The 16614-nt window shown below is 68.1% G+C and carries 14 protein-coding genes; 9 read left to right on the forward strand and 5 right to left on the reverse strand.

Features of this window, described 5'->3' with window-relative positions; translation table 11 throughout:
• Positions 1–3: 3 nt before the first annotated feature.
• Positions 4–1482 (reverse strand): DHH family phosphoesterase, encoded by a 1479-nt coding sequence (locus tag ACTF4R_RS14335; protein WP_440008559.1) that lies wholly within the window; start codon positions 1480–1482, stop codon positions 4–6.
• Positions 1483–1650: 168 nt separating this feature from the next.
• On the opposite strand from ACTF4R_RS14335, the gene mvaD reads away from it, so the two are divergent.
• From mvaD to leuD, 8 genes are all read left to right on the forward strand, one after another.
• Entirely contained in the window at positions 1651–2625 is a 975-nt protein-coding gene (gene mvaD, locus ACTF4R_RS14340) for a phosphomevalonate decarboxylase MvaD (protein WP_440008560.1), read from the forward strand.
• Between the two features lie 370 nt (positions 2626–2995).
• A complete protein-coding gene (locus ACTF4R_RS14345; protein WP_440008871.1) occupies positions 2996–4207 on the forward strand; it encodes a LeuA family protein in 1212 nt (403 codons plus the stop codon).
• A 406-nt stretch (positions 4208–4613) separates the two neighbouring features.
• Positions 4614–6434, forward strand: coding sequence for a biosynthetic-type acetolactate synthase large subunit (ilvB, locus tag ACTF4R_RS14350; protein ID WP_440008561.1), 1821 nt, complete (start codon positions 4614–4616; stop codon positions 6432–6434).
• A complete protein-coding gene (ilvN, locus tag ACTF4R_RS14355) occupies positions 6431–7132 on the forward strand; it encodes an acetolactate synthase small subunit (protein WP_440008562.1) in 702 nt (233 codons plus the stop codon). The genes ilvB and ilvN overlap by 4 nt, the downstream gene beginning before the upstream one ends.
• A gap of 7 nt (positions 7133–7139) precedes the next feature.
• Positions 7140–8186, forward strand: a complete 1047-nt coding sequence (gene ilvC / locus ACTF4R_RS14360; RefSeq protein WP_440008563.1) for a ketol-acid reductoisomerase — start codon at positions 7140–7142, stop codon at positions 8184–8186.
• Positions 8179–8484 (forward strand): DUF7989 family protein, encoded by a 306-nt coding sequence (locus ACTF4R_RS14365; RefSeq protein ID WP_440008564.1) that lies wholly within the window; start codon positions 8179–8181, stop codon positions 8482–8484. The genes ilvC and ACTF4R_RS14365 overlap by 8 nt, the downstream gene beginning before the upstream one ends.
• Complete coding sequence (gene leuC, locus ACTF4R_RS14370; RefSeq protein WP_440008565.1) at positions 8481–9899, forward strand: 3-isopropylmalate dehydratase large subunit; 1419 nt, start codon at positions 8481–8483, stop codon at positions 9897–9899. The genes ACTF4R_RS14365 and leuC overlap by 4 nt, the downstream gene beginning before the upstream one ends.
• Entirely contained in the window at positions 9896–10513 is a 618-nt protein-coding gene (gene leuD, locus ACTF4R_RS14375) for a 3-isopropylmalate dehydratase small subunit (RefSeq protein WP_440008566.1), read from the forward strand. The genes leuC and leuD overlap by 4 nt, the downstream gene beginning before the upstream one ends.
• 120 nt (positions 10514–10633) lie before the next feature.
• Here leuD and ACTF4R_RS14380 read toward each other — a convergent pair whose 3' ends face one another.
• Complete coding sequence (locus ACTF4R_RS14380; RefSeq protein WP_440008567.1) at positions 10634–11335, reverse strand: class I SAM-dependent methyltransferase; 702 nt, start codon at positions 11333–11335, stop codon at positions 10634–10636.
• Positions 11336–11421: 86 nt separating this feature from the next.
• Positions 11422–11970 carry an NUDIX hydrolase gene (locus tag ACTF4R_RS14385; RefSeq protein WP_440008568.1) on the reverse strand — a complete coding sequence of 183 codons (549 nt, stop codon included), beginning with the start codon at positions 11968–11970 and terminating at the stop codon, positions 11422–11424.
• 389 nt (positions 11971–12359) lie between these two features.
• Between ACTF4R_RS14385 and ACTF4R_RS14390 the strand changes: the two genes are divergently transcribed.
• On the forward strand, positions 12360–13340 hold the full coding sequence (locus ACTF4R_RS14390) for an isocitrate/isopropylmalate dehydrogenase family protein (protein WP_440008569.1): 981 nt from the start codon (positions 12360–12362) through the stop codon (positions 13338–13340).
• Between the two features lie 347 nt (positions 13341–13687).
• On the opposite strand, the gene ACTF4R_RS14395 is transcribed toward ACTF4R_RS14390, so the two are convergent.
• Complete coding sequence (locus ACTF4R_RS14395; protein WP_440008570.1) at positions 13688–14998, reverse strand: aspartate aminotransferase family protein; 1311 nt, start codon at positions 14996–14998, stop codon at positions 13688–13690.
• 24 nt (positions 14999–15022) lie between these two features.
• Positions 15023–16357: a dicarboxylate/amino acid:cation symporter gene (locus tag ACTF4R_RS14400; RefSeq protein WP_440008571.1), complete on the reverse strand. Its 1335-nt coding sequence runs from the start codon at positions 16355–16357 to the stop codon at positions 15023–15025.
• Positions 16358–16614 lie beyond the last annotated feature (257 nt).

The raw sequence follows: 16614 nt of genomic DNA on the forward strand, positions 1-16614 counted from the left end.
CCCCTACTCCTCGTCGGCCAGTTTGATGTCGAACGACGCGATTTGCTCCGGGTCGGGGCCGAAATCGTCGCCTTCCGGAAGCGACCGCATCGTCTCGAAGAACCGTTCGGTGACGAGGTCGCGGACGACGTTCGACAGCGACTCCTCGGCTTCCTCCTCGACCTCGCCGAGCAGTCCGAGCGGAATCTGTGCGCCGGCCATGTCCGCGTGACCGCCCGCGCTCCCGATGCGGCCGAACGCGGCGCGCATCGTCTCGCCGAGGTCCACGTCGGTCCCGCGAGCGCGTGCCGAGACGTAGACGGTCTGGTCCATGAACCCGAACACGAGCGTGGTCGTGACGTCCTCCAGGTCGAGCAGTCGGTCGGCCGCCTGCGCGAGCGCGTCCCGGTCGGAGAGCGCGCCGACGCAACTGGCGAGCACGCTCCCGTCGAGTTGCCGGTTCCGGATGGCCCGGGCGATGGTGTCTATCGTGTCGTGACTGATCGAGGGGCTCTCGACGCGCTCCAGGACGTCGGTGTCGGCGTGGGGAAGCAGGAACGCGGCCGCCTCGAAGTCGGCCGTCGACGCCTCCCGCGTGAAGTCTTTCGTGTCCACGCGGATGCCGTACAGCAGCCCCGTCGCCACCGACTCGGCGGGTTCGACCCCGAGCTGCTGGAGGTGGTCGGCCATGAGCGTGCTCGTCGCGCCGACTGCGCTCCGGAGGTCGACGAAGGTAGCTTCGACCGGCATCTTCGGGGGATGGTGGTCGACGACTATCTCGATGGGCGTGTCCTCGGGCAACTGGTCGTTGACGCCCGGTCGGGAGTGGTCCACGAGCGCGATGGCGTCGAACTCCGAGAGGTCCGCGCCCGGTTCGAAGTTCCGCAGTTCGAGGTCGAGCAGGTTGACGAACGCGCGGTTCTCCTGGTGGGAGATGGCGCCGAAGTAGCAGACCTCGGCCTCGGTACCGACCGCCTCGGCGATGCGTTCGAGCGCGATTCCGCCTGCGATGGCGTCCGGGTCGGGGTTGTCGTGCATGAAGATGCCGAGCTTTCCGTCGACGCGTCGGAGGACGCGCTGGAGGTTCCGGGTCCGGAGTGCGCCCTCGCTCTGGATAGTCGACAGCAGGTGCTGGGCGACCGTCCTCCCGGGATCGATGACGTCGTCCGCGAGCGCCCGGAGGTCGTCGCGGTCCTCGGGCGACGGGGACTCGCCCGCGTACACGACCAGATGGACGTCCGGGTGGACCGACCGGAGCGCCTTCGCCGCGGCCAGGTTACGGTCGGCGTCGTCGCTGGCAACGAGCGCCAGGTCGGCCCGGAGGTCGGCGAGCAGGTCCGGGTCGGTAGGGTCGCCCTGCCGCGCCGACACGTTCTCCGTGCGGAGCGTATCGACCCGGCCGCCGTTGTCGTCCACGACGACGACGCTGCCGGGCCAGTCGGCGAGCTCCTCCACGAGAGCGTGGCCGACCGACCCGCACCCGAGTACGAGCCGGGATACCATTCTACCCGCGATTGCTGTCGCGGGGCCTAAAACCTACCGGGACCACTCGTCACTAAATTCCCGGAGATAAGCGCTCTGAAACGCCGCTAGAGGCCGATACCGTTTCGACCGGGGACGTTCGAACCGCGTTCCAGAGATTTTAAACCCCGCTCTCGCCCCCTTCACGGTATGAAAGCGACCGCGAAGGCCCACCCGATACAGGGACTCGTCAAGTACCACGGGATGCGCGACGAGGAGCGTCGCTTCCCGTATCACGACAGCATCAGCGTCTGTACCGCGCCGAGCCACACGAAGACCACCGTCGAGTTCGACGCGGACCGCGACGAGGACGCGTACGTCGTCGACGGGGAGGAACTCTCGGGCCACGGCGCCGACAGGGTTCGCGCGGTCGTCGACCGCGTTCGAGACCTCGCGGACGTCGACGACCGCGTCCGACTCGAGAGCCGGAACAGCTTCCCGTCGAACGTCGGGCTCGGGTCGTCGTCGTCGGGCTTCGCGGCTGCGGCGATGGCCTGCGTCGCCGCCGCCGGACTCGACCTCTCCCGTCCCAAGATATCGACGATTGCCCGCCTCGGTTCGTCGTCCGCGGCGCGGGCCGTCACCGGCGGCTTCTCGGACCTCCACACCGGACTGAACGACGACGACTGTCGCTCCGAACGCATCGAGTCGCCACTCGAAGACGACGTGCGCGTCGTCGCCGGGCTCGTCCCGTCGTACAAGGAGACCGAGCAGGCTCACCGCGAGGCCGCGGACAGCCACATGTTCGAGGCGCGACTCGCGCACGTCCACGACCAGCTGGTCGAGATGCGCGACGCGCTCCGGGAAGGGAGCTTCGAGCGCGTGTTCGAGACGGCGGAACACGACTCGCTGTCGCTCGCCGCGACCACGATGACGGGGCCCGCAGGCTGGGTGTACTGGCAGCCGGACACGCTGGAGATATTCAACGCCGTCCGTCGGCTCCGCCGCGAAGAGTCGGTTCCGGTCTACTTCTCGACCGACACGGGCGCGAGCGTCTACGTCAACACCACCGACGAGTACGTCGACCGCGTCGAGGAACTCGTCGCCGACTGCGGCGTCGAGACCAGCGTCTGGGAGGTCGGCGGCCCGGCGACGGTGCTGTCCGAGGACGAGGCACTGTTCTAGTTCTCCGCGACGGACGACGCGGCTGCCGACGGCGGTTCGCGAACGCCCGTCGGTCCCGCACTGGATTCTGCCGAGTTTCGTGGTCGTGGAGAGCGACGGCCGAACCGGAAGGTCACATGCAAGGTCGCGCCGGACCGCGCGCGAGTTAAGTTCTAAAGTTATGTGGCGAAATCAACCCCTCGAGCACCGACTTGTAAACACTCGAGCAACTACCGTCAAAGGGCGTATAAGGAATTAAATCACTGATGGGGTCGACGATGTCTGGCGATTTTCCGAACGTGACAGCCGACAGAGTGGTCCGGACGAGTGAGAGTACCTGTCTCACCACCACGCTTAAATAGGAGGTCGGCACTGGGACCGAGTGTAATGTCTGACCACGACGCACGCTCCTCCGAAAGGGGGGGTCGAGTTCTTCCAGGGCACGTTAGCTCACTCCCACGAAATCGATAACGTTCGGATTTTCGACACGACGCTGCGAGACGGCGAGCAGACGCCACGAACATCGTTCTCGCCAGCCGAGAAGCGCGAGATAGCGGCGACGCTGGACGAGATGGGGACCCACGTCATCGAAGCCGGGTTCCCCGTCAACGGCGACGCCGAGTTCGAGGCCGTCCGCGACATCGCCGAATCGACCGACGCGACCACCTGCGGGCTCGCGCGCGTCGTCGACGGCGACGTCGAAGCAGCACTCGACGCGGGCGTGGAGATGGTCCACGTCTTCGTCTCGACAAGCGACGTACAGATCGAAGACTCGATGCACGCCACCCGCGAGGAGGTGAAAGCGAACGCGGTCGAGGCCGTCGAGCGCGTGAACGAGGCGGGCGCGATACCGATGTTCTCGCCGATGGACGCGACCCGCACCGACGACGACTACCTCGTCGAGGTGGTCGAAGCGGTCACCGAGGCGGGCGTCGAGTGGATAAACGTCCCCGACACCTGCGGAGTCGCCACGCCCGCCAGGTTCGCCGACCTCATCGCTCGGATCAACGAACACACCGACGCCCGCATCGACGTGCACACGCACGACGACTTCGGGATGGCCACCGCGAACGCGATGGCCGGTCTCGAAGCGGGCGCGGAGCAGGTCCAGGTGAGCGTCAACGGCATCGGCGAGCGCGCCGGCAACGCGGCGTTCGAGGAGGTCGTCATGGCCGCCGAGAGCGTCTACGGCGTCGACACCGGCGTCGACACGCGAGGCATCGCCGACCTCTCGGAGATGATAGAAGCCTGGAGCGACGTCACCGTCCCCGTCAACAAGCCGGTGGTCGGCGACAACGCCTTCGCCCACGAGAGCGGCATCCACGCCGCCGGCGTCATCGAGAACAGCGACACGTTCGAGACGGGCGTGATGACGCCCGAGATGGTCGGCGCAGACCGGGAGTTCGTCCTCGGCAAACACACCGGGACCCACGCCGTCCGCAAGCACCTCGAACAGTCCGGGTTCACCCCCACCGACGCCGAGGTGCGCAAGGTCACCCGACGGGTGAAAGACCGCGGCGCGGAGAAAGAGCGCGTCACGGTCGCCGACCTGCGCCGGATGGCCCGCGAGATGGACGTCGACAGCGAGGAGGTCCGGGCGTAACCATGCCCGCCTGCCGCCGTTCACCCCCTCGCCAGCCGCAGGTGGTGCGAGCGAACCGCCGAACGACGCGCAGGACGCGACCCACGGGTCGCCGCAAGAATTACCCGGCGCGCAAGAGCTATGTGCGTGGATGTGCGAAGAGCACCCACACGAATGCGACAGCTACTCGCCGTCGACGGTTCGCAGGCAGGGTGCCGGCGTACCGCGAGGACTGTCGAGAGCGCGCGTATCGTAGGGGCGTAGCCCCTGCACATTCCTTCTCCACCGACTCCGCCGCACCGTCTCCGACCAGCACCGACAACGCGCTCCAACCGATGTCCCAGTCACGACCCGACGACCACGAAAACGACCAGCAACGACACGACCGAACAGTTCGCCAGCCGACTCCGACGGAGGTGGGTCGCCGATGAGCGAACCCGCCGTCTCCGGCTCCCGCGAACCCCGTCCGGACGACGCCGAGGAGACGCCGGACGCCGCCGACTCGGAAACCGACGCCGAATCGGCCGACGCGGCGGACGCCGCCGGCTCCGAGGCCGCGACGAAGACGACCGGCGCGGCGGCCGTCGTCGCCGCGCTCGAATCGAACGGGGTGGAGACCCTGTTCGGCGTGCAGGGCGGTGCCATCATGCCCGTCTACGACGCGCTCGGGCGGTCCAGTCTCCACCACGTCACGATGGCCCACGAACAGGGTGCCGCTCACGCCGCCGACGCGTACGGCGTCGTCGCCGGCGAACCGGGCGTCTGTCTCGCCACGTCCGGTCCCGGCGCGACGAACCTCGTCACGGGAATCGCCGACGCGGACATGGACTCTGACCCCGTCGTCGCCCTGACGGGCCAGGTGCCGACGGAGTTCGTCGGCAACGACGCCTTTCAGGAGACGGACACGACGGGCATCACCACGCCCGTGACGAAGGAGAACTACTTCGCGGGTGACCCGGACACCGTCGGCGACACGGTCGGCGAAGCGTTCGCCCTGGCCGGCGCGGGCCGCCCCGGGCCGACGCTCGTCGACCTGCCGAAGGACGTGACGCTCTCGGAGACCGAGGCGCGCGAAGCGACCTCCGAGACGCCCGAGCACTACGACCCGCAGGAGGTCCCCGACGCCGACGCGGTCGAGGCGGCGGCGCGCACGCTGGAGGACGCGGACCGTCCGCTCGTCCTGGCCGGCGGCGGCGTCGTCAAGGGCGAAGCGAGCGACGAACTCCGTGCGTTCGCCACCGAGCACGACGTTCCCGTCGCCACCTCGATGCCGGCCGTCGGGACGTTCCCCGAGGACCACGACAACTCGGTCGGCATGATCGGCATGCACGGCACGGGACCGGCGAACATGGCCGTCACGCACTGTGACACCCTGTTCGCGGTCGGGTGCCGGTTCGACGACCGCCTGACGGGCGGCGTCGAGACCTTCGCCCCCGAGGCCGAGGTCGTCCACGTCGACATCGACCCGGCGGAGATATCGAAGAACGTCCACGCCGACGTGCCGGTCGTCGGCGACGCCGGCACCGCAATCGCGGCCATCGCCGACGAGATGGACGAGTCGCCAGACGCGGACGACTGGCGCGAGCAGGTCGACGACTGGCAGGCGGAGTACCCGATGACCTACCACGCCTCCGAGGACGGGCCCATCAAGCCCCAGTTCGTCGTCGAGGCGTTCGACGAGGCGACGGACGACGACGCCATCGTCACGACCGGGGTCGGCCAGCACCAGATGTGGGCGGTGCAGTTCTGGACGTTCACCGAGCCCCGGACCTGGGTCTCCTCGCACGGACTCGGCGCGATGGGGTACGGCCTCCCGGCAGCCATCGGCGCGCGACTGGCGGCCGACGACGACCAGGAGGTCGTCTGCTTCGACGGCGACGGCTCCTTCCTGATGACCGTCCAGGAGCTGTCGGTGGCGGTCCGTGAGAGCCTCGACATCACGGTGGCGGTCCTCAACAACGAGTACATCGGCATGGTCCGCCAGTGGCAGGACGCGTTCTTCGACCGGAACCGGGTCGCCTCGGAGTACGACTGGTGTCCCGACTTCGCGACGCTGGCGGAGGCGTTCGGCGCGAAGGGGTTCACCGTCGACCACCCCGACGACGTGGCCGACACGGTCGAGGCCGCCATGGCGTACGACGGCCCCTCGGTCGTCGACTTCCACATCGACCCCGACGAGAACGTCTACCCGATGGTGCCGAGCGGCGGCGCGAACGGGAAGTTCGCCCTCTCGGAGGGCCAGCTATGAGCGGGGAGGACGACCAGCCGGTCGATGCCACCCCGCCCGGGATGCCCGGGTCAGCGCCCGAGGAGCGACCCCATCCCGAGGGGCGGCGCGACGCCCAGGGCGTCCGCGTCGGAGCGGGCGACGACGAACCCAGACAGCGGACCGCGGTCGTCTCCGCGCTCGTCGAGCACGAACCGGGCGTCCTGTCGAGCGTCTCCGGGCTGTTCTCCCGGCGGCAGTTCAACATCGAGAGCCTGACGGTCGGCCCGACGACGGTCGACGGTCACGCCCGCATCACGCTCGTCGTCGAGGAGACGGACCACGGCATCGACCAGGTGAAAAAGCAACTGGCGAAGCTCACCAACGTCATCCAGGTGGGCGAACTGGGCGACGACGCCGTCCGCGCGGAGCTCGTCCTCCTGAAGGTTCGGGGGGACAGGCCGGACGAGGTCCACGCCATCACCCAGATGTACGAGGGCCAGACGCTCGACGCCGGGCCGCGGACCATCACGGTCCAGATAACGGGCGACCAGCAGAAGATCGACGACGCGGTCGACGCCTTCCGGCAGTTCGGCATCATCGAGATAGCACGGACCGGCCAGACCGCGCTCGCCCGCGGCGACACGCCGACCACGCCCGGCGAGGAGCCGGGCCACTCCAGCGAACCGGCCGACGACCACGACGGAGCACAGAGCGAAACGACAGCCGCGAACGACTGAGATTTCCATGACAGACGAAACTGCGACGATACACTACGACGACGACGCGGACGACGGACAGCTAGCAGAGAAGACGGTCGCGGTCCTGGGATACGGCAGCCAGGGTCACGCCCACGCCCAGAACCTCCACGACAGCGGGGTCGACGTGGTCGTCGGCCTCCGGGAGGAGTCTTCGTCCCGCGACGCCGCCCGCGAGGACGGACTGCGCGTAGCGACCCCGGCAGAGGCGGCGGGCGAGGCGGACGTCGTCTCGGTGCTCGTCCCGGACACCGTCCAGCCCGCGGTGTACGCCGACATCGAGTCGGAACTCGACGCGGGCGACACGCTCCAGTTCGCACACGGGTTCAACGTCCACTACGGCCAGATAGAGCCGCCCGAGGACGTGGACGTGACGATGGTCGCGCCGAAGTCGCCGGGCCACCTCGTCCGCCGGAACTACCGGAACGACGAGGGGACGCCGGGGCTGCTCGCCGTGTACCAAGACGCGACCGGGGACGCGAAAGACGAGGCGCTGGCGTACGCGAAGGCCATCGGCTGCACCCGCGCCGGCGTCGTCGAGACGACGTTCCGCGAGGAGACCGAGACCGACCTGTTCGGCGAGCAGGCCGTCCTCTGTGGCGGCGTCACCGAACTCATCAAGGCCGGGTACGAGACGCTGGTCGACGCCGGATACTCCGAGGAGATGGCGTACTTCGAGTGTCTCAACGAGATGAAGCTCATCGTCGACCTGATGTACGAGGGTGGCCTCGGCGAGATGTGGGATTCGGTCTCCGACACCGCCGAGTTCGGCGGGCTGACCCGCGGAGAGGTCGTCGTCGACGACCACGCCCGCGAGCAGATGGAGCAGGTCCTGGAGGAGGTCCAGAACGGTACGTTCGCCCGCGAGTGGATAACCGAGAACCAGGCCGGCCGGCCGTCGTACCGCCAGCGCCGGCAGGCCGAGAAGAACCACGAGATAGAGGCAGTCGGCGAGGAACTGCGCGACCTGTTCGCGTGGGCCGACGACGCCGACGGCGAGGGCAACGAGAAGGAGGAGGTGCCCGCCGATGACTAGCGAGGAGTCGAACGGCGTCGACGGCGAGACGATGGCCGACGTGAGCCACACCCACCCGTACGTCGACCGGGGAACGGTCAACCGGCCGTTCGAGCGTGGCCCGACGATAGCGGCCGACGGCGGTCGGCGAGGGGCCGCGGAGCGTCCGTCGAACGAGCGCGCTCCCGGGGAAGACGCCGACGAGGAGTCGAGCGGCGTAGACGACGAGACGATGGCCGACGTCGACCACACGCCGCCCGTGGGCGCTCCGAGCGCGGACGGCGTCTTCGAGCGTGGCAACGAACACGGGGAGCCATGAGCGAGGGCACGCTGTACGACAAGGTGTGGGACCGCCACGCGGTCACCGAACTGCCGACCGGCCAGACCCAGCTGTTCGTCGGCCTCCACCTCATCCACGAGGTGACGAGCCCGCAGGCGTTCGGGATGCTGCGCGAGCGCGACCTCGAGGTGGCGTACCCCGAGCGAACGCACGCCACGGTCGACCACATCGTGCCGACCGCCGACCAGTCCCGGCCCTACGGCGACGAGGCGGCCGAGGAGATGATGTCCGAACTGGAGCAGAACGTCCGGGACGCGGGCATCGAGTTCTCCTCGCCGGAGACGGGCGACCAGGGCATCGTTCACGTCGTCGGCCCGGAGCAGGGGCGCACCCAGCCCGGGATGACGGTCGTCTGCGGCGACAGCCACACCGCGACACACGGTGCGTTCGGCGCGCTGGCGTTCGGCATCGGGACGAGCCAGATACGGGACGTGCTGGCCACCGGGACGGTAGCGATGGAGAAACAGAAGGTGCGCCAGGTCCGCGTCACCGGCGAACTCGGCGCGGGCGTCACAGCCAAGGACGTCATCCTCGAGATAATCCGTCGGCTCGGTACCGACGGCGGCGTCGGGTACGTCTACGAGTACGCCGGCGAGGCCATCGAGTCGCTGGACATGGAGGGTCGGATGAGCATCTGCAACATGTCCATCGAGGGCGGCGCGCGAGCGGGCTACGTCGAACCGGACGAGACGACCATCGAGTACCTCCGGGGTCGCGACGCCGTGCCCGAGGGCGAGGCGTTCGAGGAACTCGCGGAGTACTGGCGCTCCGTGCGGAGCGACGACGACGCCGAGTACGACGACGTGGTCGAGATAGACGGCAGCGCGCTCGAACCGATGGTGACCTGGGGGACGACGCCCGGCCAGGGCGTCGGCATCACCGAGCCGATACCCCATCCGGACGAGCTCCCCGAGGACAAGCGCGAGACGGCCCGCCAGGCCCAGGAGCACATGCGCGTCGAACCGGGCGAGACGATGGAGGGGTACGAGGTCGACGTCGCCTTCCTCGGCTCCTGCACGAACGCGCGCCTGCCGGACCTCCGGCGGGCCGCCGAGGTCGTCGCCGGCCACGAGGTCCACGACGACGTGCGCGCCATGGTCGTGCCGGGCAGTCAGCGCGTGAAGGCCGCCGCCGAACGCGAGGGTCTCGACGAGCAGTTCCGCGAGGCCGGCTTCGACTGGCGCGGCGCGGGCTGTTCGATGTGCCTCGGGATGAACCCCGACCAGCTCGAGGGCGACGAGGCCTGCGCGTCCTCCTCGAACCGCAACTTCGTCGGCCGCCAGGGGAGCAAGGAGGGCCGGACCGTCCTGATGAGCCCCGAGATGGTCGCCGCCGCGGCGGTCCGCGGCGAAGTGACCGACGTGCGCGAGATAGCGGAGGTGGCGACGGCATGAGCGAGATAGAGACGGTCGAGCACGTCTCCGGCAGCGGCGTCCCGGTCCGGGGCAACGACATCGACACCGACCAGATAATCCCGGCGCGGTTCATGAAGGTCGTCACCTTCGACGGCCTGGGCGAGTACGCCTTCTTCGACCAGCGGTTCACGGACGACGACGAGCCCAAGGACCACCCCTTCAACGAGGAGCGGTTCCGGAACGCGTCAGTGCTGGTCGTCAACGCCAACTTCGGCTGCGGTTCCTCGCGCGAACACGCCCCGCAGGCGCTCGCGCGCTGGGGCATCGACGCCATCGTCGGCGAGAGCTTCGCGGAGATATTCGCGGGCAACTGCCTCGCGCTCGGCATCCCCACCGTCACCGCCGACCACGAGCAGATCACCGCGCTCCAGGAGTACGTCGACGAGCACCCGGACGCCGAGATAGCGGTGGACGTGGCCGAGGAAACCGTGCGCTACGGGGACCGCGAGATCGACGCGACGGTCGACGACGCCCAGCGGAAGGCGCTCGTCGAGGGCGTCTGGGACACGACCGCCCTGATGAAGTCGAACGAGGCGGCGGTCGCGGAGACCGCTGCCGACCTGCCGTACGTCGAGAGCAGCGAGCACGTCTAGCTCTGACGTGACGCGGCCGGCGTCGTCGGACGCTGTCCCGGTCGTTCGTCGAGACTCTTCCCGATTCCGTTCTCACGCGGCGATTCGCACTGCGACCGGCCGGTCTCCCGCGTCGAGTCGTCACTTCGGCACCCAGACCGACGGGACGTGGTCCCACGCCCACCGCTCGTCCGGCCTGTCCGTGAACTCCCAGAAGCTCCGCGGCCAGGTGCCGAGCGCGTCGTGGATTGACCTGTACGAGAGCGTGCTCTCGCCCTCTACGACCAGCCGGAATCGCTCTTCGAAGCGCTCGGGGTCGAACGACTCGTCGGGATGGTCGTCGGGTGCGTCGAGCCATCCCTGGTAGGTCGCCCGTCCCTGGTCGTTGACGTACCCTAGAACGAGGTACCCACCGGGGGCGACGGCCCCGTACAGGTTCCGGAGCGCCGGCGCGGACTCGGCGACGTAGCAGAGCGTCCCGTAGCAGAACACGACGTCGAACTGCCGGTCCGGGTCGAACTCGGGCAGCACGGCGCGCTCGAACTCGGCGTTCTCGACGTTCTCCTCGCGTGCCCGCTCGCGGTTCTCCGCGAGTATCGACTCCGCGGCGTCGTAGCCGACCACCGTGGTGTCGGGGTGGCGCTCGGCGACGTCGAACGCGACGACGCCGGGACCGCAGCCGACGGACGTAAAGGAGTCGGGCACCCCCTTCGCTTCGAAGAGGTCGGCGAGCAGGTCGCGCATGTGGTGTGCGCTGGGGGTCGCGCTAGCGCGAGCCTCCGCGTCCGCCTCGGACCAGTAACGGTTCCAATCGACGGTCTCCGGATGGGTCTGGTCTGGCATTCGTAGGGTGAACTGTCACAGTCGCGACGACGTGAGGGCCGTCGCGATGCAGTCGTGCGTGGCGAACGTCGAGTAGTCGGTCGCCCTCATTCGAGGAACAGTCGAGCGTCGTCGACGGCGGGGCCGCCGCAGGCGCCGAACCCCTCCGGGAGGGCGTCGAACCAGTCGACGGACCAGTCGTCGGCGTCGTCGGGGTCTCCGACCTCCGTGGCGTCGCCGGCCGGTGCGGCCCGGAACACGACGTGGGTGGTCGTCTGGAACGGCGTCTCCTCGCCGTCGACGACGTGCTCGGCTCGCCGGACGCGTTCGACGCCCTCGACGTCGACGTCGAGACCGGTCTTCTCCGCTACCGCCCGCTCGGCTCCGGCGACCCAGTCGTCGCCCTGGTGGACCGTGGCGTTCGGCAGGACCAGCATCTCCTCCTCGTCGTGGACGCGGAGGAGGAGTTCGTCCGCGTCGTTCACGACGCCGACGATGGCCCTGCCGGCCACCCCGGCCTCGCAGTGGTCCTCGCTCTCGTGGGGAAACTCGCTCGTGCAGTGGTCGACGTCGTCTTCGTCCGCGAGTCGGGCGGGGTCGGTCAGCGAGTCGATCGCGGTCGATTCGGCCGGGTCGGAAGTCGTGTTTTCTGTCATGATCGTCGTCGTCGCGGCGTTCGGAAGCGATGCGACTTCGGGTGGTCGTCCGGTACCGGCGGGGTCGGCGACTCGTGTCCGTTCGACCGGAGTCCGTGGGGACACCGGTGGCTGGTCGCGTCGCTGTTCGGGCCGATTCGAACGCGTGAGCCGCCAAACCGCCGGTGTTCGAGCGCCGGAGAAGTATCTATGGGAAACTGATACAAGAAAGCAACGATTTAATTTCTGCTACTTTCTATACTTAATAATTCGTTGCCAGGGGACAAAAACCTTTGGGTGCAGGTAGATCCACGGTGGCCGGGCGCGTCACCCGTCGGCGGCGGTGCCGACCACCAGAACACCTGCCGTAACCGAATCCCTTTCCACCCATTACGCCCTCTGGGGAGACGATGACCGACCAGATCGCAGTTATCCCGGGCGACGGCATCGGACAGGAAGTCGTCCCCGCCGCGGTGCAGGTGCTCGACGCGGTCGACCCAGAGTTCGCGTTCGTCGAAGCCGACGCCGGCGACGCCGTGAAGGAGTCGACGGGCAGCGCGCTCCCCGAGGAGACGCGGGAACTCGCGGCCGACGCGGACGCCACGCTGTTCGGCGCGGCGGGCGAGACGGCCGCCGAGGTCATCCTGCCGCTCCGACGCGCGGTCGACTCGTTCGTCAACGTGCGGCCGGCGCGGGCCTACCCCGGGACCGACGCACTGCGCCCGGAGACGGATCTCGTCTTCCTCCGGGAGAACACCGAGGGCGTCTACACCGGCCACGAGTCGCGGCTGAGCGACGACGTGAGCACGCTCACCCGGGTCGTCACCGAGTCCGCCTCGGAGCGCCTCGCCGAGTTCGCCTGCGAGTACGTCCGGGACAGGGGCGAAGACCGGTTCACCGTCGCCCACAAGGCCAACGTGATGAAGGAGACGGACGGGCGGTTCCGGGACGCCGTCGTCCGCGTGGCCGACGAGCGCGGCGTCGAGACCGACGAGGCGCTGATGGACGCGCTGGCGACCCACCTCTGTCTCCGCCCCGAGGAGTACGACGTGGTCGTCTGCCCGAACCTCGCCGGCGACGTGCTCTCGGACCTCGCCGCCGGCCTCGTCGGCGGCCTCGGTCTGCTGCCCAGCGCCAACGTCGGCCCGGAACGCGCCCTGTTCGAACCCGTCCACGGCACCGCCCCGGACATCGCCGGCCAGGGCGTCGCCAACCCCAGCGCGACGATACTCTCGGCCGCGATGCTGCTCGAATATCTGGGCCACGACGCCGAGGGCCAGCGCGTCCGCGACGCGGTCGAGGCGACGCTGGAATCGGGTCCGTGCACGCCCGACCTCGGCGGGTCGGCGTCGACCGCGGACGTGACCGAGGCGGTCATCTCGCGGCTCTAACCGACCTTTTTACTTCGTCGGGTATCCCTCCGACCTTTTTACTTCGTCGGGTGTCCTCGCTCGCGTCGCTCGCTGCGGGCACCCTCCTCGCAAAAACGTCGATGAAAAACGTCCCGCTCGCTCCCTGCGGTCGCTCACGGGGAAACGGCGCGCCCCGCGCGCCGTACGTTCCGCGACCACCGCCCCGCCACCGCACCGCCTCCGTCACTGCACTGTCTCGGCTACCGCATCGACTCCGCCACTGCATTGCCTCCGTACCACCGACTCGAACGTCGCGCCGAAGAGAAGGGGTCCTGCGACCGTCGACGGGCCGCGTGGCTGGCGTCAGCGGTTCCTTTCTCCGCGAGTCAGAGGTCCGCCAGCACGTCGTCCGCGTCGTCGAGGTACGACGAGAGGTGCTCGTCGTCGTGCGCGAACGAGAGGTGGTGGCGCTTGTACGGATTCGGCGTGAAGAAGTGGCCGCGCTCGCGCATCCCGGCGGCGAACGCGCGGAACCGCTCCTCGTCCAGACCGAGCACGTCAGCGTACGACTTCGGCTCGCCGGTCACGCCGAACTGCGGGCTGAAGATGGACCGGTGGCCGACGACCCGCCCCTCGACGCCGTGGTCGGCCATGAGGTCGCGGAGACCGTCGCGGTAGCGGTCGCCGAGGTCGGTGAGATAGCCCTGAACGTCCTCCTCGACGATGGTGTCCAGCGTCTCCCTGGCGGCCGCCAGTCCGGGCAGGTTCCCGGAGTAGGTCCCGCTGATGACAACGCCGGACTCGTTGTCGCCGCCGGCCTGCGCGAGCAGGTCCTCGCGTCCGCCGACGGCCGCGACGGGGTAGCCGTTGCCGAGCGCCTTGGCGACGCAGGTGAGGTCCGGTTCGACGCCGAACTCGCCCTGCGCACCGTGCGGCGAGTGCCGGAAGCCGGTGATGACCTCGTCGAAGACGAGCGGGACGTCGCGCTCGCGGGTCTCCTCCCGGAGCGTTTCGAGGAACTCCTGGTCGGGAAGCAGACAGCCGACGGAGTGTGGGACGGGTTCGAGGATGACCGCCGCGAGGTCGTCGCCGTGTTCGCGGAGCACCTTCCGGACCGCGTCGGCGTCGTTGAACGGGGCGACGAGCGTGTTCTCGACGGCGGCCGAGAGCATCCCGTCCGACTCGGGATACTGCTCGCCGAGGCGTTCCTCCGGCGGGTAGACGCTCACGTCGACGTAGTCGTGCCAGCCGTGGTAACACCCCTCGAACTTCAGTATCTTCTCGTTGCCCGTGAACGCGCGGGCGAGCCGGATGGCGTGGTACGTCGCCTCGGAGCCGGAGTTACAGAAGTTGACCATCTCGACGCTCGGCAGGAGGTCGACGAGGCGCTCGGCCACCTCGACCTCCAGTGGTGCAGTGCCGGCGCCGTAGAGGACGCCGTCGTCGATGGCCCCGTGGGCCGCCGCGTCGACGTCCTCGTGGGCGTGCCCGAGGACGATGGGACCGAACCCGAGGTGGTAGTCGACGAACGTCTCGCCGTCGACAGTGGTCAGGGTCGCCCCCGATGCCGACTCGAAAGCCACGTCGCCGGTGTCGTACGCCTGCGCTCGCAGGCCGGTCTGGGCCCCGCCCGGAACGACGTTCCGGGCGCGGTCGACGAGTTCGCTACTTCGCTCCGTAGTGTCACGTTCGCTCATTGTCGAAAATCTCCAGCTTGGACCTCAATCGTCGCCCGTCGTGCTCGACGGGATGTCGCGTAGCGATTCTGTCTCGCCCGCCCAGACGCCCGTGGTGAAGTCGATGGCGTCGTTCCACTTCGCGACGAGCGTCGTCACCGCCAGGTCGCCCGTCACGTTGTTCATCGTGCGCATGCGGTCCAGCAGCGGGTCGATACCGATGACGAGCGCGATGGCTTGGATGGGGAGGCCGACCTGCGTGAACACGACCGTCATCATGACGATGCTCGCCCCGGGAACGCCGGCGGTCCCGATGCTGGCGATGAGCGCGGTGACGAGGACGCTCACCTGCTGGGTGATCGTCAGCGGTTCGCCGACGACGTTGGCGGTGAAGATGGCGGCGATTCCGAGGTACATCGCCGTGCCGTCCATGTTGATGGTCGCACCGAGCGGCAGCGAGAAGCTGTAGACGCCCTCGTCGACGCCGAGATTCTCGTCCGCGTTCGACATGGTCACCGGCAGCGTCCCGCTCGACGAACGGATGCTGAGTGCCGTCACCATCGCCTCACGGCCGCCGCGCAGGAAGTCGATCGGCGACCGACCGACCAGCCCCTTGACGATGACGAGCAGGTAGACGAGGGTTATCTGGAGCGTTATCGCGATAGCGAGCGTAGCGAACAGCTTGACGAGCGAGAGAATCGCTTCCGGGCCGGTCTTCGCGAACAGCGCGGCCATCAGCGCGAACACGCCGATGACGCCGAACTCCATCACGCCCCAGACTATCTTGAACATCACTTCCGCGCCGGCTTCGACGATGTCGAAGGTGGTCTGGACGCCGTTGTACACCGCCGATCCTTCCTCGGCCTCGTCGCGGACCACCGTCAGTCCGATACCGAACGCCAGCGCGAAGAAGATGACGCCGAGTATCTTCCCCTCGGCCATCGCGCTGAACGGGTTCTCGGGAACGATGCCGAGCAGGACCTGCGTGAGGCCGGGCGACTGCTTGCTCTCGACGGCCTGTTTCTTCATGGCGTCTTCGAGCAGCAGTCCGGTTCCGGGGTCGATGAGGTTGCTCACGCCCAGTCCGATGGCGATGGCCACCATCGTGGTGAAGATGTACAGCAGGACGACCTGCCCTCCGACCTTTCCAAGGTCCTTCGGCGCGAGGGTTCGCGCCGCCATCACCAGGGTGAAGACGACGATGGGGACGATGACCATCTTCAGCAGTCGAACGAACAGGTCACCGAGCGGTTGTAGGTTCGTCGCCGGTTCCCCGACGACCAGTCCGACGACGGAGCCGAGAACGAACGCGGCCGCGATACGGTAGACGATTGGGACGGAACGGTACCGCTGCCACGTTTCTCTAATGGTGTTCGACATACCCTAACACAGACGAGGAAATAGTAACTAAAAATCTTTCCGGAATTTCGGCAAATGTATATTCTGAATCCAATAATATGGAATACTATAGGATATCTATGTATGGTTTCCCGTGTCGCGTTATAGATTGTCATAATGAAGCTTTCTGACCAGTTAGCGAACGTCGACCCTCTCCCCGAACCGGATTCGCGTCGCTAACCGTTCGGAGCAGGTTGTTCGGCCGATTAAACAACGTAGCGCCGTCGCTCTCCCCGGAA

This window comes from Halomicrococcus pelagicus (assembly GCF_051917725.1).
Lineage (GTDB): Archaea > Halobacteriota > Halobacteria > Halobacteriales > Haladaptataceae > Halomicrococcus.